This window comes from Marinobacter zhejiangensis (genome assembly GCF_900114775.1).
Taxonomy (GTDB): domain Bacteria; phylum Pseudomonadota; class Gammaproteobacteria; order Pseudomonadales; family Oleiphilaceae; genus Marinobacter; species Marinobacter zhejiangensis.
Window position 1 is genome coordinate 78,920 of record NZ_FOUE01000006.1, and the last position, 16,977, is coordinate 95,896.

Annotated in this window: 16 protein-coding genes; 3 read left to right on the top strand and 13 right to left on the bottom strand. The window is 60.3% G+C overall.

Annotated elements, in window-relative coordinates:
- Nucleotides 1–43: 43 nt before the first annotated feature.
- Entirely contained in the window at nt 44–1,036 is a 993-nt protein-coding gene (moaA, locus tag BMZ67_RS16515) for a GTP 3',8-cyclase MoaA (RefSeq protein ID WP_092025801.1), read from the top strand.
- Nucleotides 1,037–1,078: 42 nt separating this feature from the next.
- On the opposite strand, the gene BMZ67_RS16520 is transcribed toward moaA, so the two are convergent.
- The 9 genes from BMZ67_RS16520 to BMZ67_RS16560 form a co-directional block, all read right to left on the bottom strand.
- Nucleotides 1,079–1,393, bottom strand: a complete 315-nt coding sequence (locus BMZ67_RS16520; RefSeq protein ID WP_092025803.1) for a c-type cytochrome — start codon at nt 1,391–1,393, stop codon at nt 1,079–1,081.
- A 35-nt stretch (nt 1,394–1,428) separates the two neighbouring features.
- Nucleotides 1,429–2,019 carry a nitrous oxide reductase accessory protein NosL gene (locus BMZ67_RS16525; protein WP_092025806.1) on the bottom strand — a complete coding sequence of 197 codons (591 nt, stop codon included), beginning with the start codon at nt 2,017–2,019 and terminating at the stop codon, nt 1,429–1,431.
- Nucleotides 2,016–2,846: an ABC transporter permease gene (locus BMZ67_RS16530; RefSeq protein WP_092025807.1), complete on the bottom strand. Its 831-nt coding sequence runs from the start codon at nt 2,844–2,846 to the stop codon at nt 2,016–2,018. Before BMZ67_RS16530 ends, BMZ67_RS16525 begins: the two co-directional genes overlap by 4 nt.
- Nucleotide 2,847: 1 nt before the next feature.
- The gene (locus tag BMZ67_RS16535; RefSeq protein ID WP_092025809.1) at nt 2,848–3,762 is read right to left on the bottom strand and encodes an ABC transporter ATP-binding protein; all 915 of its coding nucleotides are present in this window, start codon (nt 3,760–3,762) and stop codon (nt 2,848–2,850) included.
- Nucleotides 3,749–5,023, bottom strand: coding sequence for a nitrous oxide reductase family maturation protein NosD (locus tag BMZ67_RS16540; RefSeq protein ID WP_092025811.1), 1,275 nt, complete (start codon nt 5,021–5,023; stop codon nt 3,749–3,751). The genes BMZ67_RS16535 and BMZ67_RS16540 overlap by 14 nt, the downstream gene beginning before the upstream one ends.
- A gap of 20 nt (nt 5,024–5,043) precedes the next feature.
- Nucleotides 5,044–6,936, bottom strand: coding sequence for a TAT-dependent nitrous-oxide reductase (gene nosZ, locus BMZ67_RS16545; RefSeq protein ID WP_092025814.1), 1,893 nt, complete (start codon nt 6,934–6,936; stop codon nt 5,044–5,046).
- Nucleotides 6,937–6,979: 43 nt separating this feature from the next.
- Nucleotides 6,980–9,085 carry a transcriptional regulator NosR gene (nosR, locus tag BMZ67_RS16550; RefSeq protein ID WP_092026206.1) on the bottom strand — a complete coding sequence of 702 codons (2,106 nt, stop codon included), beginning with the start codon at nt 9,083–9,085 and terminating at the stop codon, nt 6,980–6,982.
- A 151-nt stretch (nt 9,086–9,236) separates the two neighbouring features.
- Nucleotides 9,237–9,641, bottom strand: a complete 405-nt coding sequence (locus BMZ67_RS16555; protein ID WP_092025816.1) for a ribonucleotide reductase subunit alpha — start codon at nt 9,639–9,641, stop codon at nt 9,237–9,239.
- A gap of 5 nt (nt 9,642–9,646) precedes the next feature.
- Nucleotides 9,647–10,072 carry a putative zinc-binding protein gene (locus BMZ67_RS16560; protein ID WP_245750020.1) on the bottom strand — a complete coding sequence of 142 codons (426 nt, stop codon included), beginning with the start codon at nt 10,070–10,072 and terminating at the stop codon, nt 9,647–9,649.
- A gap of 251 nt (nt 10,073–10,323) precedes the next feature.
- Between BMZ67_RS16560 and BMZ67_RS16565 the strand changes: the two genes are divergently transcribed.
- Nucleotides 10,324–11,661, top strand: a complete 1,338-nt coding sequence (locus BMZ67_RS16565; protein WP_092025819.1) for an MFS transporter — start codon at nt 10,324–10,326, stop codon at nt 11,659–11,661.
- 67 nt (nt 11,662–11,728) lie between these two features.
- On the top strand, nt 11,729–13,333 hold the full coding sequence (locus tag BMZ67_RS16570) for an MFS transporter (RefSeq protein WP_092025822.1): 1,605 nt from the start codon (nt 11,729–11,731) through the stop codon (nt 13,331–13,333).
- 286 nt (nt 13,334–13,619) lie between these two features.
- Here the strand turns inward: BMZ67_RS16570 and BMZ67_RS16575 are convergent, their stop codons facing one another.
- From BMZ67_RS16575 to narJ, 4 genes are all read right to left on the bottom strand, one after another.
- Nucleotides 13,620–14,369, bottom strand: coding sequence for a Crp/Fnr family transcriptional regulator (locus BMZ67_RS16575; RefSeq protein WP_092025825.1), 750 nt, complete (start codon nt 14,367–14,369; stop codon nt 13,620–13,622).
- 165 nt (nt 14,370–14,534) lie between these two features.
- The gene (locus tag BMZ67_RS16580; RefSeq protein WP_092025828.1) at nt 14,535–15,344 is read right to left on the bottom strand and encodes a peptidylprolyl isomerase; all 810 of its coding nucleotides are present in this window, start codon (nt 15,342–15,344) and stop codon (nt 14,535–14,537) included.
- Between the two features lie 186 nt (nt 15,345–15,530).
- Nucleotides 15,531–16,208 (bottom strand): respiratory nitrate reductase subunit gamma, encoded by a 678-nt coding sequence (gene narI, locus BMZ67_RS16585; RefSeq protein ID WP_092025831.1) that lies wholly within the window; start codon nt 16,206–16,208, stop codon nt 15,531–15,533.
- A 19-nt stretch (nt 16,209–16,227) separates the two neighbouring features.
- Entirely contained in the window at nt 16,228–16,968 is a 741-nt protein-coding gene (gene narJ, locus BMZ67_RS16590; protein WP_092025834.1) for a nitrate reductase molybdenum cofactor assembly chaperone, read from the bottom strand.
- Between the last annotated feature and the right edge of the window lie 9 nt (nt 16,969–16,977).

Below are 16,977 nucleotides of genomic sequence, written 5' to 3' on the forward strand. Positions count from 1 at the left end.
GACCCCATTCTGGAACCGGCTTTACAAAGACGGGACACTGACCATGCCAAACGCCCAACTGACCGACCGCTTCGGCCGCACCATCAACTACGTGCGCCTCTCGGTCACCGACCGTTGCGACTTCCGCTGCGTCTATTGCATGGCAGAAGACATGACCTTCCTGCCCCGCCAGCAAGTGCTGACACTGGAAGAAATTGCCCGCCTGGCCCGCACCTTCATCAGCCTGGGCACCGAAAAAATCCGCCTCACCGGCGGCGAACCCCTGGTCCGCAACGACATCCTCGACCTGGTCCGCGAGATCGGCGCCATGGGCCTGCGAGACTTTGCCATGACCACCAACGGCAACCAGCTCACCAAACTTGCCCAGCCGCTCCGACAGGCCGGACTCAAACGCCTGAACATCAGCCTCGACTCCCTCGACCCGGACCGCTTCCACAGCATCACCCGAACCGGACACCTCAACCAGGTCATTGACGGCATCGACGCCGCCCGCGAGGCCGGATTCGACGGCATCAAGCTCAATGTAGTGGTTATGAAAGGGCGTAACGAGGATGAAGTGCCAGCGCTGGTCGAGTTCGCCCGCGGCAGGAACCTCGACATCAGTTTTATTGAAGAAATGCCCCTGGGCCAGATCACCGAACACCACCGGGGTGAAAGCCTATTTACCAGCGACCAGGTCCGCGCCATGATCCGCCAGCACCACGACCTGGTACCCGCCACCGCCGACAGTGGTGGCCCTGCCCGTTACTACCGTATGCCCGACAGCAACATCCAGGTCGGCTTTATCTCGCCCCACTCCCACAACTTCTGCGCCACCTGCAACCGGGTCAGGGTCACCGTGGAAGGACGACTGCTCCTGTGCCTGGGCAACGAACATTCCGTTGACCTGCGCCGGGTCCTGCGGGGCTACCCCGTCAGCGACGACAAGCTCAGGGACACCATTATTCAAGCCATGGACCTCAAGCCCGAACGCCATCACTTCTCCAGCGATGGCGATGTCCAGATCCTGAGATTCATGAACATGACCGGGGGCTGACCCCCGGCCCTTACCTTTACCCGCCCTGAAAGGCGAGCCTTCCTACTGCAAACTCAAAACCCATTCCGCCAAGGTACGAGCTTCCTCTTCAGTCACCGCATTGGGCGGCATGGCGGCGGACCCCCATTTTCCACTAACACCGTTCTTGATGCTGGTGGCCAGAATATCCACCGCACCTTCCTGGCCGGCATAGCGGGCGGCCACTTCTTTCAGAGCTGGACCTACCAGCTGGCTGTCAACGGTATGGCAGGCCACACAGGGTTTACTGGAAAACAGCGCCTCTCCGTCTTGCGCCTGAAGCGGGGCTGTTGCCAATGCGCCAGCGGCGAGACTTAGCGAAAGCAGGATTTTTTTCATCGTCGTTTCTCTCTCACTCAGGGTTTACTCAGGGTTTATTCAGAACTGTCGGCGCTACCGTGGGCAGGCATATGGCCCATGGTGGCGTGGCCGGAAACTTCCTCGGTGCCGATATCTGTCATGGATTGCAGCACCGCCAGTGTGATTTCTTCGTAGCGCAGGAGACGTCCACCATAGTTCGCCATGAACTGCCGCGCCAACGACTCGCTGGCAAACGAAGCCAGAGTCGGCCCCATGGCGCCAGCGCGCTCGCTACCTACAACATAGTAGGCCAGACGGGCATCCACCAGCGCGGCATCGTCAGGGCGCTGCCAATCGGTCTGAGCCATGTCATGCACATACACCGTGTAATCCCGGTGCTGTTGTTCCGGTTGCAGCAACCAGGAGAACAGATCGCGGGTCGAGCAGAACTTCCGCACTGGGGCGTTCCCTCCCAGAACCTCCCCCTTCGGCCCGGGGAAGCCGGCAATCACCATGCCACACACATGGCATTCGTCGCCGGATTCAAACGCCACTGGTGGCAACTGGCCAACCGACTCATCCGATGACGGTTGAGAGCACCCCGCCACCACCAGCAGCCATCCCAGAACCAAAATACCGCTCCAACGAACCGATCTCACCGTCATACCCTCCTAGCCTTAAACAACGCCAGCGCCGCCATAAACGGCGCCACCACCCAAACCAGCAACGCCCCCCACAGCCCCCAGGGGCCCATAGGCAAATCACCGCCCAGACTCAGCACCCCGGCCAGCTCACCACCATCACTGAACGCCAAGATATTCAGCAGGCGATAGATGTCGGTCGGATTTAACAGCAGCAGCCACGGCAGCAGATCAGGGTGCAGCGCCCCTTCACTGGCCACCAGGAGCCCCAACAACAACAGATCAAACACCAGCACGAACAAGAACCACAGCGCCAGCGCCAGCCCGGCGGCCACCGGCTTCTCGCTGACACGCACGCTGACCAGGTAAGCCAGTGCAACGAAGCCCCAACCCAGCAAAATGGACGACAGGATGAAGCGTCCCAATGCGATAAACAGCGGCACCACCGGCACCCCGTCCACCATCAGCGCAATCGCCACACCCGCCGCACCAAACCCCATCACCGTCGCCAAGGCCAGTGTCAGGCCATGGCCCAGGAACTTGCCCAGCAGCAACTGGCCCCGGGTCAGCGGGTATGTCATCAATAACAGCAGCGTGCCGCCCTCGTCTTCGCCGACAATGGCATCGTAGGCCAGCAACAGCGCAATCAGCGGAATCAAAAAGATACCCAGGCTGGCGAGACTGGCGATCGTGGCCGGTGTGGTGGCGTAGCCAATACTGCCGGAGGCTGCCGTGCCCGCCCAGGCAATGCCCATCGCAAGGGTGGCAAACACCAGGGTAATCGCCAGCAGCCAGCGATTACGCAGGCTGTCGAAGAGTTCCTTGCGGGCAATGATCCAGATGCTTCCCATGTCACTGCCCCTCCTGCGAACCGATGTCCATGAAGTGACAATAGAGGTCCTCCAGGGTCGGCTGGTGGATTTGCAGGTCTTCCACCAACCCGGAACCCAGCAGCCCCTGGATCGCAGCCATTTTCTCCCCCGGGGCGACCACCAGTTCGATGGTATTGGCGTCTTTGACCAGCGCACTCAGTCTCGGCAGGCTGCCATTGAGCCGGGTCAGGGTTCCCTGGCTGTCGGCACTGCGCACAATCAGCCGGACCGGCAGCTCCGCCCGGGCCCGCAATGACGGCAAATCCCCCAACGCCTGCAGGCGCCCTTTGAACAGGATCGCGGCCTGGTCGATGTAGGGTTCAACACCCGGTAACACGTGAGAACACAGCACAATGCCGGTGCCCCGGTTACGAAGGCAGCGCAGCAGGCGGTAAAGCTCCGCCGTAGCCACCGGGTCCAGCCCGACGGTCGGCTCATCCAGAATCAGCAAACGGGGATCGGCCAGCAGGGCCTGCGCCAGCCCCAGCCGTTGCCTCATGCCTTTGGAATAGGTTTTCACCCGGCGGTTGCAGGCATCCTCCAGTCCTACCTGCTCCAGCAGTTGCGGCACCTGACTGCGGGCAGCCCCCTTGAGACGGGCAAAGTGATCGAGTATCTCCCGCCCGGTCATTTGCGGGTAAAACATCACGTTCTCAGGCAGGTAGCCAATCTGCCGGGCTACCGCCGGGGTTCCGGCCTGACCGCCCAGGACCGACAAACTGCCTCGTTGCGGCGCCATCAATCCCAGGATCAGCTTGATGGTGGTGGTCTTGCCCGCACCGTTGTGGCCAAACAGCCCCATTATGCGACCGGGCGCCAGGGTCAGAGTGATGTCTCGCAACAAGGGTTGCCGACCGTAGCCAAACTCGATGCAGTTCAACTCAAAGCTGTTCATCAATACTCCCTACTGCCGCCGTGGGCCTGCGCATATACGGGAAATGGTCGGTGACCCCGGAGGCCTTAACCACGGGGAAAGCCCTCTGCACCCAGCGCAGGGTGTCCACCGCCGGGCTGTTCATCAGTATTCGTGCTTCCGGGTAAGTCCATAGCAGCCGGTCCACCTGATCGTTGGGCTCGTAGGGCACGTCACCGAAACCGTCCTGGTTCCGGTCCCAGCCCAGGTAATCACTCCAGAAATTGCCCCGACCTTCATCGGACCATTCCTGGGGGCGGGTCGCCACGTACTTCACCTGCCGCTGATTGCGGACAAAGGCATTGCCAAAAACCCGGTTGTCTTCCGAGCCTGCGGTCAGGTGAATACCGATGTCGCTGTTGCTGAACACGTTGCCGGTGAAGATGTTGTAGAGGGAGTTGTAGATAAACACGGCCTTGCCTTCAGCGCCGTCAATCGTCACCCCGGCGGTTTGCCCCTGGGTGACGCCGTCAATCACGTTATCGCGGATCTCAGACTGGGTAATAAAGTTCATCAGGATGCCGTAGTTGCGGTCGCCTTCCGAGCGATTGTTGATCACTGTAAGCCGCTTGCTCTGCATCAATGCATAACCCGTACGGGTGTTACGGGTGATGTTGCCCTCCAGGTGATTGCTGTGGGAGTACATGTAATGGATGCCGTAGCGCAGGTCAGACATCACATTGTTGGTGATGCGGTTGTTGTTCGCCGTCTCGATGTAGATGGCGTCGCGGGTCTGGTGGATCTGGTTGCCGTCAATGTGTGCGCCCTGGGTGTTAAACAGGTGAATACCGTTGCCACGGTCCTGGGACCGCAGCGTGGTATCCCCCTGGATCACGTTGTGGCGCACGGTGGCATCCGCCGCGGCATCCAGCCAGACGCCGAACCCCGGTCCACTCAGGCGGTTGTTTTCGACAATCACACCTTGGGCCTCGCGAGCTACAAAGATGCCAGCATCCAGGGTGTTGAGGTCACGCCCCCAGTGGCGGATATCGCATCCACGAAGGGTCACCTCTGGCGCGGAGATCACCACCGCATGGCCCTCCCCCCCGGCATCGATCACCGTGTCGGGCGCGCACTCCACAGTGACCCCTGCCACTCCGAGGCTGATTGCCGGCAACTGCGCCCCCGGCAGCACAAAGCGTGTGCCGGGGGACAAGCCGTCGAGTTCAGTCTGGATACCCGCTGACACCGCAGCACCGCACCAGCCAAGCCATAGCGACAAGCCAATACCAAGCTTGAACATCCAGACGCTCCTGCGTGTGATCAGGCTTTCTCGACGATCATCCGACCTCGCATTTCCATATGGAGGGCGTGGCAGAACCAGTTGCAGTAGTACCAGAACACCCCCGGTTGATCGACGGTGAAGGTCGCTGACGCGGTCTGCTGCGGGCTGATTTCCATGCTGACGCCGTGATTCACCATACAGAAGCCGTGGGTCACATCTTCGATGGTATCGAGGTTGGTGATATAGACCGTCACCTCATCCCCCTGCTTGACCCGGAATTCAGTCATGCCATAGGTCGGCGCGACTGACGTCATGTAGACCCGGACCTTGTTGCCGTCCCGGACGACCTTGTTGTCCGATTCCAGGGTCACGCCGTCTTTCTCGGCCTGTGTCCGGGCGCTGGCAAAGAAGGGATCATCACGGCTGTAGATCTTCGCCGGCTTGATCTGGTCCCGTCGCACCAGGATGCAGTCATGGGGCTCGGCAAAGGTAGGGCCATCGTGCACCAGCGTCATCTCTTCGCCGGAAATATCGATTAACTGGTCGTTCTCTGGATGCAACGGCCCGGCCGGCAGGAAGCGGTCCTTGGAGAACTTGGACAGTACCACCAGCCACTTGCCGTCGGCGTCCCGTGACTCGGTCAGGGAGGCGTGGTTATGGCCCGGCTGATAGTGGACATCCAGCTTCTGGCGGATGTAGTCCACGCTCTCTCCGGCGTAGTTGCGGATGGCGTCTTCAATGTTCCACTTGGCAACCTGGCTGTCGATGAACAGGGTAGTGTAGGCGTTGCCACGGCCATCGAAGGTGGTGTGCAGGGGCCCCAGCCCCAGTTCAGGCTCGGCCACAATCACGTCGCGGGCGTCGCTGAGTTTGTCGTCGAACAGGTCGTCCAGACGGTCAATGGCGATGATGGATACGGTCGGGGAAAGCTTGCCGTTGGCAATGAAGTACTTGCCGTCGGGCGAGGTGTTGAGACCGTGCGGGTTCTTTGGCACCGGCACATAGCGGGTGAACTCAGAGCCATGACGACCATCCACCACCGGAACCGGTGAGTCGCCAATGGTCTTGTGGTTACCGGCTTTCACCGCTGCCGCAATACGCTCGATGTTGAACACCACCACCCAGTCCCGGTCGTTGCGCATGGTGCCCGCCAGGTCCAGGGCCTTCTCGGAGTTGTAGCAGGTGGACGCCGCATAGCGGCCGGTGTAATCGGCGTCGGTATTGTCGAGGTTACCATCCACGATCACCTGGAAGGCGACTTCCATGGTTTCCGCGTCAATGGCATTGAACATGGTGTAGTGGTCTTCCAGATTCTCCATGTTGGTGCCGTCGTTGGGCTGCGGGATGACAAACTCCGCGTTGCAGAACACATAGTTGGTCTTCGGCACCTTCTGGAGACGCAAACCGTGGATGGCCTGGACATTGGGCACATGGGTGATCTTGTCGCACTTCATGATATCCAAACGAATCCGCGCAACCCGGGTGTTGGCCTTATCGTTGATAAACAGGTAACGGCCATCGTAGCGACCATCGGTCATGGAAATATGGGGGTGGTGGGCGTCACCGTTAAGGAAGGTGTTGTCGTGACCCAGTACATCCTTACTTTCGTTGGTGATACCCCAGCCAGTGGCGGAGTCGGTGTTAAACACCGGGATGCGCATCAGCTCCCGCATGGACGGAACGCCCAGCACCCGGACTTCCCCGGAATGCCCGCCACTCCAGAAACCGTAGTACTCATCCAGCTCACCCGGATGGATCACCGCCTTGTTGCGCGCTTCTTCGGCTGCGGCCGCCCAGCTTTCCCGGGACATAACCGCCGAACCCAGTCCGGTCGCACCGACCACCCCCGCTGCTGCCGTGGCACCCAGAAAATGCCGACGGCTCAAACCGCCAGAGGCTTGGGCGTTGTTCCGCTCGTCTTTCTTCGTCATGACATCCAACTCCGTAGTTAACGTACTTGGGGTACCCTTACGGTCAATCCAGCTGGACCGCGGGAATCTCATGCTCCGGTCGCCCGGGCGCGTTCTGACCACGGCGCCCCCGCCGCTTGCTGATCAGCGGTGGGCACTTGTGGTCGTCAAAATAGGTCATCTGGCAATCAAGGCAGTAATGGCATTCCATGTAATTGATGGTGCCATCCGGATGGATTGCCTGGACTTCGCATTCCTTCTCGCAACGGCGACAGGGCTTGCCGCATTCATGACGGCGCTTGAGCCAGTCGAAGATCCGGAACCGGGTTGGCAGCGCCAGCGCGGCGCCCAGTGGGCACAGGTAACGGCAGTAGAGCTTGCGGGTGAACAGGTTCACCACCACTAGCAGGACCGCGTAGGTGACAAATGGCCAGGACCGATCAAAGTGAAGGGTGATAGCGGTCTTGAACGGCTCCACCTCGGCCAGCTGTTCCGCCGTGGCCATGGACTCCAGGGACACGCCAAACAACCCCAGCAGGATCAGGTATTTGATGGCCCAGAGCCGTTCATGCACGGCAAACGGGACGTTGTACTGGGGCACTTTGAGCCAGCGGGCGACTTCGTTTACCAGCTCCTGCAGCGCGCCAAAGGGACACAACCAGCCACAGTAGACGGCCCGCCCCCACATCAGCACGATGGCAGCCACCGCGGTCCACAGCACAAACAGCATGGGATCGATCAGGAAGGTGTCCCAGCTGAACCCGGCAATCACACTGTGAACGAAGGTCAGTACGTTGACGATCGATAGCTGCCCCAGGGCATACCAGCCGATGAAGAACAGGGTATAGACCAGAAAGCCATGGCGGATGTTGCGCATCAGCCGGGGCCGCTGTACCAGCCAGTCTTGGAAGAACAGGATGAACATCAGCACACCGATGCCCACCGCCAGCACGGCGATCTGGAACTGACGCTGGTACCAGACCTGGACCCAGAGAGGCTGGTCAGCCAGCAGGTCTTCTTCGGTGAGCACGGGTTCCGGGCGGTTGAAGTATTTCTCGGGTAGCTGATAGGACAGCGGGAAGACCCGGAATTCACTGTCCAGCGGACCGGTCTGACGTTTGACGGTCAATTCCAGCGCCCACTCGGTACCGGGGTCAAAGAGGTATTGCTGGCGCACGATGAACATGGCCATCTCGCTGAACCGGGGCATATCGTCAGCATAGACATCGCTGAGCCGGTAATAGTCGAGATCACGGAAGTTGAAGGTATCGCCGAACTGGCGGATCTGGAGCCGGTCGAAAATGCCGCCACGGACGTAGCCGGAACCCTTGAACGAATAGTCGCCGTTCGCCATCACAGCAATGGCATGCTCACCAGGTTGCAGCTCCGACATCAGCCAGTCGTACTGGCTATCCCCCAGCAGGTTGCGACCAATGGTGGGGGCGTTCAGGTAGGCCGCATACAGGTCGATGACCGGCCCCTGGTCCTGACCACGGCGGGCCCGGTTGCGGTGGTCTGCCGAGGTCCCCTTGAAGGCCTCATTGACCTGCTCGCGCTCCAGCAACAGTCGCCGTATGGAGCCATCCCCGGTCAGGGTCGCCCAGCTTTCAGGGGCCATCAGGGCGGTGTCGATCTCGGCAATGGGCGGCCGTTGCGCCCCTTCGCCCGCCACCAGGCCCAACGCCACTCCAACTTTATGGGCGGTACGCATGATCACTTCATTGACCACCATGACCGTCACGGTGGCGCCAGAGACCCCATCGACCGCAATCCGCGTGGTGGACGAACTGCCACCCACGGTCACCCGCTGGTCGGCTTTCAGTCCGATGTACTGGTCGGTGAAGTCGTGCAGGCGCTGCTCGGGAATCCCCACCAGCAGGATCGGCTCGTGATGCTCAATCACTCGCACCGCCACAATATTGGCCGCTGGATCGAGCACTACCACTGCGTTGAGGGGTTTTCCGGAGTAGGCCGGAGTCTGGACGAAATCCAGTGACTGGTAGGCGTAACCAAGCAGGCGTTCGCCCGCATACAATTCGAGGATCGCCCGGTTATCTTCCCGGGGTTCGGCACGATCGGCCTCAGGTACCCGCTGCTCCAGAAACTGCCGCAGCCCGATCGGCTCCAGTTCGGCCACCGGCATGGCATAGCTGTGTCCAGCCACCAGCATCAACAGGGTCAGCAATACCCGCTGCAATCCTTGAACGATAACCGTCACGCTGTTCCCTCCATGAACACAGTCACCACCCTGCCCCGCCTCGTCACGACTGTTCCGGGCGTCACCACTGACGGTGAGCAGCAGAAGACATGGGATGCTGTGATCAGTGCTTCAGTGTCACCAGTGCGCCATCACGATCGAACGGCAGATAGTTTCCAATGTAGCCCAAGCGTATGGTTTCAACCATCATCGACAGGGGCTGGCTGGCTTCGTCCGACGATGGCTCAATGCCACCGCGACCAGACATCGCGGCCACAAAGACCATATCCCAGGCTTGCCCGGTCTCGCGGGATTCCTCACAGAGATCTTCGAAATCAGTCACTTGCGAGGGCGTCTTGTCGACACAGACCACTGGCACCAGGGCGCCACCGTCGCCACGTTCAAACTGCTGTCGTTCAGCCTCCGAAGCATCGTCCGGCAACTCGGCCCGGCAAAATACAAACAGCAGGCGCTGGGGTTCGGGCTGCTGACAGGCTGCGGAGATAAAATCTTGGTAACTGCTGATCATCGTCGTCATCCGGAAATATCGTCCAGGGCCAGGACAGAAATAAGCTGTTGGTGGCGCGCACGCACCATCTGGGCAACCGCTGCCACTTCCGTTACCTCATAGCTGCGGCCGTAGTGTTTCCTGAAACCAAATTCGTACAGCCGGACATGGTCATCCGGCGTCACCCCGACACCCTCCAGGCAGGCCCGCGCGCACTGCAGCGGACAGCCATCAATCACCGTGATGGCACGACCGGAGCGCGCGATTTTCACCAGGCTGGGCACCTTGCCGCCAACGCCTGAAATACACGACATCTCAAAGTCACCGGCGTGGTCGAGGGAGACGGCTGCGTTGTTGGCCAGCTGGGCTACGTCCGAGCAACCGGAACAGGCATAGATCAGGGGGCGATCCTTCCTTGACGTTACCCTGGCGATCACTTTCGAGGTCATCATCGCGCCTCCATCGAAACATTCCCCTCCATGGTAAGGAAGCCTCCGGCCAGACACCCTTCCCCATTGGAGGTATATAAACGGCGCAAAGTGGATAGGTGCAGGTAACCCAAAAACAGCAGAAATCCGCCCTGGAGATAGCCCCATTGGCGCGTTAGGGGTAGGTCTGGAAGCTATTGATATTCGTCAAGGTTGGCGTAACGGCCGGTGTGACGTAATCAAGCCACACCATCCAGAAACCGGGGGTTTCCACCATGTTGAGTGAAAGGGATTACAACCCGCCAAAAGCTCATAAAGCGTTGCTGTTTTCCACGCTCGCGTTCACTACGTGCTTCGCCGTATGGACCATCTTTTCCATCATCGGGGTCAAGATCAAACAGGAGCTCGGGCTCTCCGAGACCCAGTTTGGCCTGCTGGTCGCCACACCCGTGCTGACCGGTTCGATCAGCCGTCTGTTCCTCGGCATCTGGACCGAACGTTTTGGCGGACGCCTGGTGTTCACCATCCTGATGCTTGCCACCGCTGTCGCCGTTTACCTGCTTTCCACCGTCAAGACCTATGAGATGTTCCTATTGGCGGCGCTGGGCGTGGGGCTGGCGGGGGGCTCATTCATTGTCGGCGTTGCCTACATTTCCGAATGGTATGACAAGGGCCACCAGGGCACGGCACTGGGGGTATTCGGCGCCGGTAATGTGGGGGCGGCGGTGACCAACTTCGCGGCCCCATTCCTGGTGGTTGCGTTTGGCTGGCAGACTACGGCACAGATCTACGCGGCCGTGCTGGCCGGTATTGCCATCCTGTTCTATCTACTGACCGAGAACGATCCCCGCCTGGCCCGTCGTGCCAAAGAGGGCGTCACCTCCATGCCCTTGCGGGACCAGCTGGCGCCACTGGCCAAACTTCAGGTCTGGCGTTTTTCGCTCTACTACTTCTTCGTGTTCGGCGCCTTTGTCTCTCTGGCCTCCTGGCTACCCCGTTACTACGTCGGTGCCTACGACATGACGTTGGAACAGGCCGGCATGCTTGCCGCCCTCTACACCGCACCAGCATCAGTTTTCCGCGCCCTCGGCGGCTGGATGTCTGACCGTTTCGGTGCCCGAACCGTGATGTACTGGACTTATGGCGTGTCCCTGATCTGCCTGTTCATCCTGAGCTACCCGGAAACCAGCTATGTGGTCCGGGGGATTGATGGCCCCATTGAGTTCTCCATTGTGGTGCCGGTTACCTTGTTCGTTGTCCTGACCGTTTCTCTCGGCTTCGTGATGTCCCTGGGCAAGGCCGCCGTCTACAAGCACATCCCGGTTTACTACCCGGATCACGTCGGCTCGGTTGGCGGCCTGGTGGGCATGATCGGCGGCCTCGGCGGCTTCATCCTGCCCATCGTCTTTGGCGCCATGAACGATCTGATCGGGGTCTGGACCAGCTGCTTCATGCTGCTGTTCGTCATCGTGCTGGTGTCTTTCCTGTGGATGCACGGCGCCATCGTCCGGATGGAAGCCCGCCGCTACCCAGAGATCAAGAGCGCGGAAACCTCACGGTTCCTGCCTGAACTCCAGCCCGACTATGGCCGCGAAGGGGCCACGGGCAAATAACCCAAAGCCGGCATGCCCAGCCGTGCCGGCCGTTACCCACTTCTGACCAATACCTGTGAGGTTTGATATGACCGACATCAAAACCTGGGACCCGGAGGACGACCAGTTCTGGGCGTCCTCCGGCAAACAGATCGCTACCCGGAACCTATGGATCTCCATTCCCAGCCTGCTCTGCGGATTCGCGGTCTGGCTTTACTGGGGCATCATCACCGTTCAGATGCTGAACCTGGGCTTTCCGATTCCGAAAGCCGACCTGTTCACCCTGAGCGCCATTGCTGGCCTGACCGGCGCTACCCTGCGCATACCCAGCAGTTTCTTCATCCGCATTGCCGGTGGCCGCAACACCATTTTCTTTACTACAGCACTGCTGATGATTCCGGCCATTGGTACCGGTTTCGCCCTGCAGGACGTCAACACCCCGCTGTGGGTCTTCCAGCTACTGGCGTTCCTGTCTGGCATCGGTGGCGGCAACTTTGCCTCGTCCATGTCCAACATCAGTTTCTTCTACCCGAAACGCCAGCAAGGTCTGGCCCTGGGTCTGAATGCCGGCCTCGGCAACGCTGGTGTCACCACCATGCAGATCCTGGTGCCACTGGTGATGACCTTTGGACTGTTCGGCGGCGAGCCGATGATTCTGGAAAACACCTCCGGCACCCTGATTGGCAAGATTCCCGCCGGCAGTGAAACCTGGATCCATAACGCCGGTTTTGTCTGGTTGCTGCTGCTGATCCCACTGGCCCTGGCGGGCTGGTTCGGCATGAACAACATCCGCACCGATGCGGTGTCTCCCAACATCGGCTCCCCGACCGGCGCCTTCGGCAAAATCACCGGTATGCTGCTGGTCGGCTTCCTGACTGCCGCCATCGGTCTCTACATTATCCTGCCCGCCCCGGTTGGAATCGGCGCGCCTGACTGGACCAAGTGGCCGGTGATCCTCGGCATCCTGCTGGTGACCGTCCTGCTGTTGAAGATGATCCCGGGCGAGATCAAGCCCAATCTGCAACGCCAGTTCCGTATCTTCTCCAACAAGCACACCTGGATCATGAGTGTGATCTACACCATGACCTTCGGCAGTTTCATTGGGTTCTCCGCCGGTTTTGCTCTCGCCATCAAGGTGGTGTTCGGCTACCAGCACGTCATGGTCGATGGCGTTATGACCCACGATCTGGCCAACCCGGATGGTCCCTCTGCCCTGATGTATGCTTGGATGGGGCCTTTCATTGGCGCCTTGATTCGTCCCGTAGGTGGCTGGATCGCCGATAAGGTCGGCGGCGCCCTGGTGACCGGTATCGTGGCCATCGTCATGATCGCCAGTTCCCTGGCCGTGGCCTATTACCTCAAGGCTGCCTATAACTCCGCCACTCCGCAGGAGTACTTCATGCCATTCCTGCTGCTATTCCTGGTGCTGTTTGCCGCCAGCGGTATCGGTAACGGCTCCACCTTCCGCACCATCGCCATGGTGTTTGATAAAGAGCAGGCGGGCCCTGCCCTGGGCTGGACTTCCGCAGTCGCGGCCTACGGCGCCTTCGTTATTCCCCAGGTATTTGGAGAGCAGATCAAGGCTGCCACACCGGAAATGGCACTCTACGGATTCGCCCTGTTCTACGGTGCCTGCCTAGTCCTGAACTGGTGGTTCTACCTCGGCCCGAAGGCGGAGTACAAGAACCCCTGACACGTCCGGTTTAATGTGCGCTTGCCGGCCCAAGGGCCGGCTTTTTTATGCCTGCAATACCAGCCTATACATCACCCGCCCGTATAAACTTCAGCCTCGCCTGGGTCATCAGAGGCCCGGCGACACGATGATATGTACCTGGGGCCATGGTAATACCGCCAGCCAGGCAATACATCTGGAGGTAGTTAGCGGCTTTGGTGTGAGAGGCAGGAGATGTGCACAAAAAAAGGGCAACGGCTTGCACCGTTGCCCGAAACCCACTGGTAAGAGTGGTCTGATGGAAGCTTTATTGGCTGATGGCAACCAGCCGCATGGGGTCAGGAATGAACACCCGGCTCCGGTTGACCCGGACCAGGCCCTGGTTTTTAAGCTCAGCCAGGATGCGAGAGAACGTTTCCGGCTGCATGGCCAGGCGGGAGGCCACCAGGCACTTGGGCAATGGCAGTTCAACCTCGATACCGCGCCGGCAGTTCTCGGGCAACAGGTCAATCAGGTAACGAACCAGGCGATCCCGGGCATTCTGCACGGTCATGATTTCCAGCTCGTGGAAGCGGGAAACAGCACGGGATGCGTAATGCCTAAGGGCACTGCGGGCGTACTCCGGATGTTGCTCCAGCATCTGCTGGTAAATCTTGATCGGGATCACCAGCACCTGCCCCTGGCATAACGCTTCGGCGTAACAGGCGTAGCGGGCCGGTTCGGCGTAGATCATCACTTCGGCAAAGCAGTCGCCGGGGGCAATGCTGTCGAGGGTGCGCTCCACTCCGGAAGCGTCCAGGCGGTACAGGCGCAGGCGTCCGGACAGCACGAAATAGAAATGCTGGGCGGGCATGTCCTGGTGGTACAACAGCTGGTGGTGACCAAGGGCCACCCGACGGGAGCGACTGACGATATAGTCGAAGTCGTCATCGTCGAACTCCCTGAACAGGGCATGCTCACGCAACGGCTTGAGATCGTCAGTCATGGCACGGCGCGGCCCGGCCGTGAACAGTATTGGTTTATGTATCTGCGGTTCCACCGCGTGCGCTGCACCCATGACGAACTCCTTCATGTAATCCTGAAAGTCTGCGTTGATGTCATGGTAAGTAAGGCTGAGGGCTTTGGCGCTCCCCCGATGGAGGTAGTTCCCGGGGTTAAATGAGGTATTCCATAAACAAGAAGGCCGGAGCAAGCTCCGGCCGGGTAACCCGAAACGGGTCGGCTACTGCATAAGCGGTGAATCCGGCAGATCCAGGTCAACGCCGGATACGCCAATATCCATCGCCAGGGCCTGCACATACTGGCGCAACGCCCGTCGGCTGACGCTTTCGAGCAACTGGTGTCGCACCATGGATTTGGCCGCATCAAAAGGCAGCGGCTCGCCTTCCAGGCGCTGGTCTACCCGGACAATATGCCAGCCATAGCGGGACTCCACCGGGTCAGCAACCAGCCCTTCCGGAGCGGCCCATACCCGCTCTTCGAACTCGCGGACAGTCTGCCCGCGGACCAACTGGCCCAGGCTTCCACCGTGTTCACGGGATTCGCAGGCAGAGTGCCGGCGGGCTAACGTTTCAAACGACGCCCCCTCTTCACGCAGCTGACGAAGCATCTCGCGGGCCAGGTCTTCCTGTTGCAGGCGCTCGTCAATATCATCCGGGGCGGCCGCCAGCAGGATGTGGCTGGCCGCCAGGATGGTTGGGCTGTAGAACTTTTCCCGGTTTGCTTCGTAGTAGCGCAGGCAATCCGCCTCCGCTGGCTCCGGCACGTCCAGCTCCCGCTCCAGCACCGCGGCAATCACAGCCTCTTCGTTATCATCCGTCACTGCCAGCTCCAGTTCACCGGCCCGCCGCAGCAGCAGTTCCCGGATCACCAGGCTGACCGCAGCTTCGTGCCAGGCCGCACTCAGTTCCCCGGCAGGGTGGTGCTGCAGCTCGCTGGCGATGTCGGTCTCGTCGATCAATTGGTCACCAACATACACCGGCGGGAACTGATTGCGGGGTTTGTCGGCGTCGCCGGTTGGGATCAGTTGCATGGTTTGTGCTCCCACTGTTGTTGGTAAGCTTTTTGGGTTTAGTGCAAGGTCTTGGCAGAGGGAGAGTCTGCTTCGCCGCTTGGAAGGTACATCCTTGTACCTGCCAAGCTACCGGGGCTTCCCTGCCCCTGCTGCGCGACTCTCCCTCTGCCAAGCCCCCAAGCTCCGTGCCCTCCCCGACCGCCATCAGGCCCTCTTACGGACCACCTGGTAACGCCGGGTCAGGTACTCCAGCGGCGCGCTGAACATGTGCACCAGGCGAGTGAACGGGAACACCACAAAGATCGTCAGCCCCAGGAAGATGTGCAGTTTGTAGATCCAGTGCACATCGGCGATGTGGTTGGCGACGCCGCCCTGGAAGGTCAGGATACCCTGGGCCCAGGCCGAGAACTTGAGCATGGTGCCGCCATCCAGGTGACCCATGGTGGGCAGGATGGTCAGCAGTCCCAGCGCGACCTGGGCGGTCAGCAGCACGATAATCAGGTTATCGGCACCACTGCTGGTGGCCCGGACCCTGGGGTCGGTAAAGCGGCGAATGGTCAGCATCAGTGCGCCGATAAAGCAGGCCACACCGGCAACACCACCCACCACAATCGCCATCACCTGCTTCTGGCCCGGCGTGATGAAGGGCTCGTATGCCCAGTGCGGCGTCAACAGGCCCACAAAGTGGCCAAACAGGATGACCAGTATGCCGACATGGAAGAGCACGCTGGCGAGCACCATGTTCTTCTTACGCAGCATCTGGCTGGAACCGGCCTTCCAGGTGAACTGGCCGTGGTCATAGCGGATCCAGCTGCCGATGAACAGCACCGCCAGGGCAATGTACGGGTAGATCCCGAAGATCAGTGTATTGAGATAAGACATCCGAATTCCCTCCTGCGCCTCAGGCGCGCCCTGCCCGAGCCCTAGTGACACCGGGCATCAGCTCGTCGCTTAAATGGATGGTCTGGACCTGTTCCAGCTCCCGCCGGCGCTGGCCTACAGCGCCTTGATCGCCGCAGGACCCGCCCTGGTCATCCACAAACTTCACCATTTCCTCTTCCCACACCTGGTCCAGCGCTTCGGGGGTGTCGTCCCGCTCCTCCGAAGCCACCAGTGCCGCCAGTTCCTGGCGATCCGGCTCCCGCCCGGCAATCTGAAGCAGGGCGTCGAACAGCACGTGGTACTGGCTCTCTCGCTGGTACAAGCGCTCCGCCAGCAAGCCGAGGATGTGGTGAATGTCCTCCAGCCAGCTCTGGATATCCGCCGCCGGTCGGGTAGACAGGAACTCCAGGAACAGCGGCAGGTAGTCCGGCAACTCCCGGGCGTCCAGTTCCAGGCCGGCCGCCTCGTACTGGGCCAGCAGATCCACCATCGCCTGGCCGCGATCGCGGGACTCACCGTGAACATGCTCGAACAGCAGCAGTGACAGTGAGCGACCACGATCAAAGGTCTCGACGTAGGCTTCCTGCAGGTCCATCAGGTCACCCCTGCACAACCCCTCAATACAAACCAGCAAGGCTCGTTTCTGGTGGGTTTTCAGCAACCCGTCTTCCAGTACCGCGGAGGTCAGGTCATCGTGGGCGGCTTGCAGGGCAGCCGTGGGGTAATCCAGCAATCGCGCAATGACTCGCAAGATATTCATACGATTCCT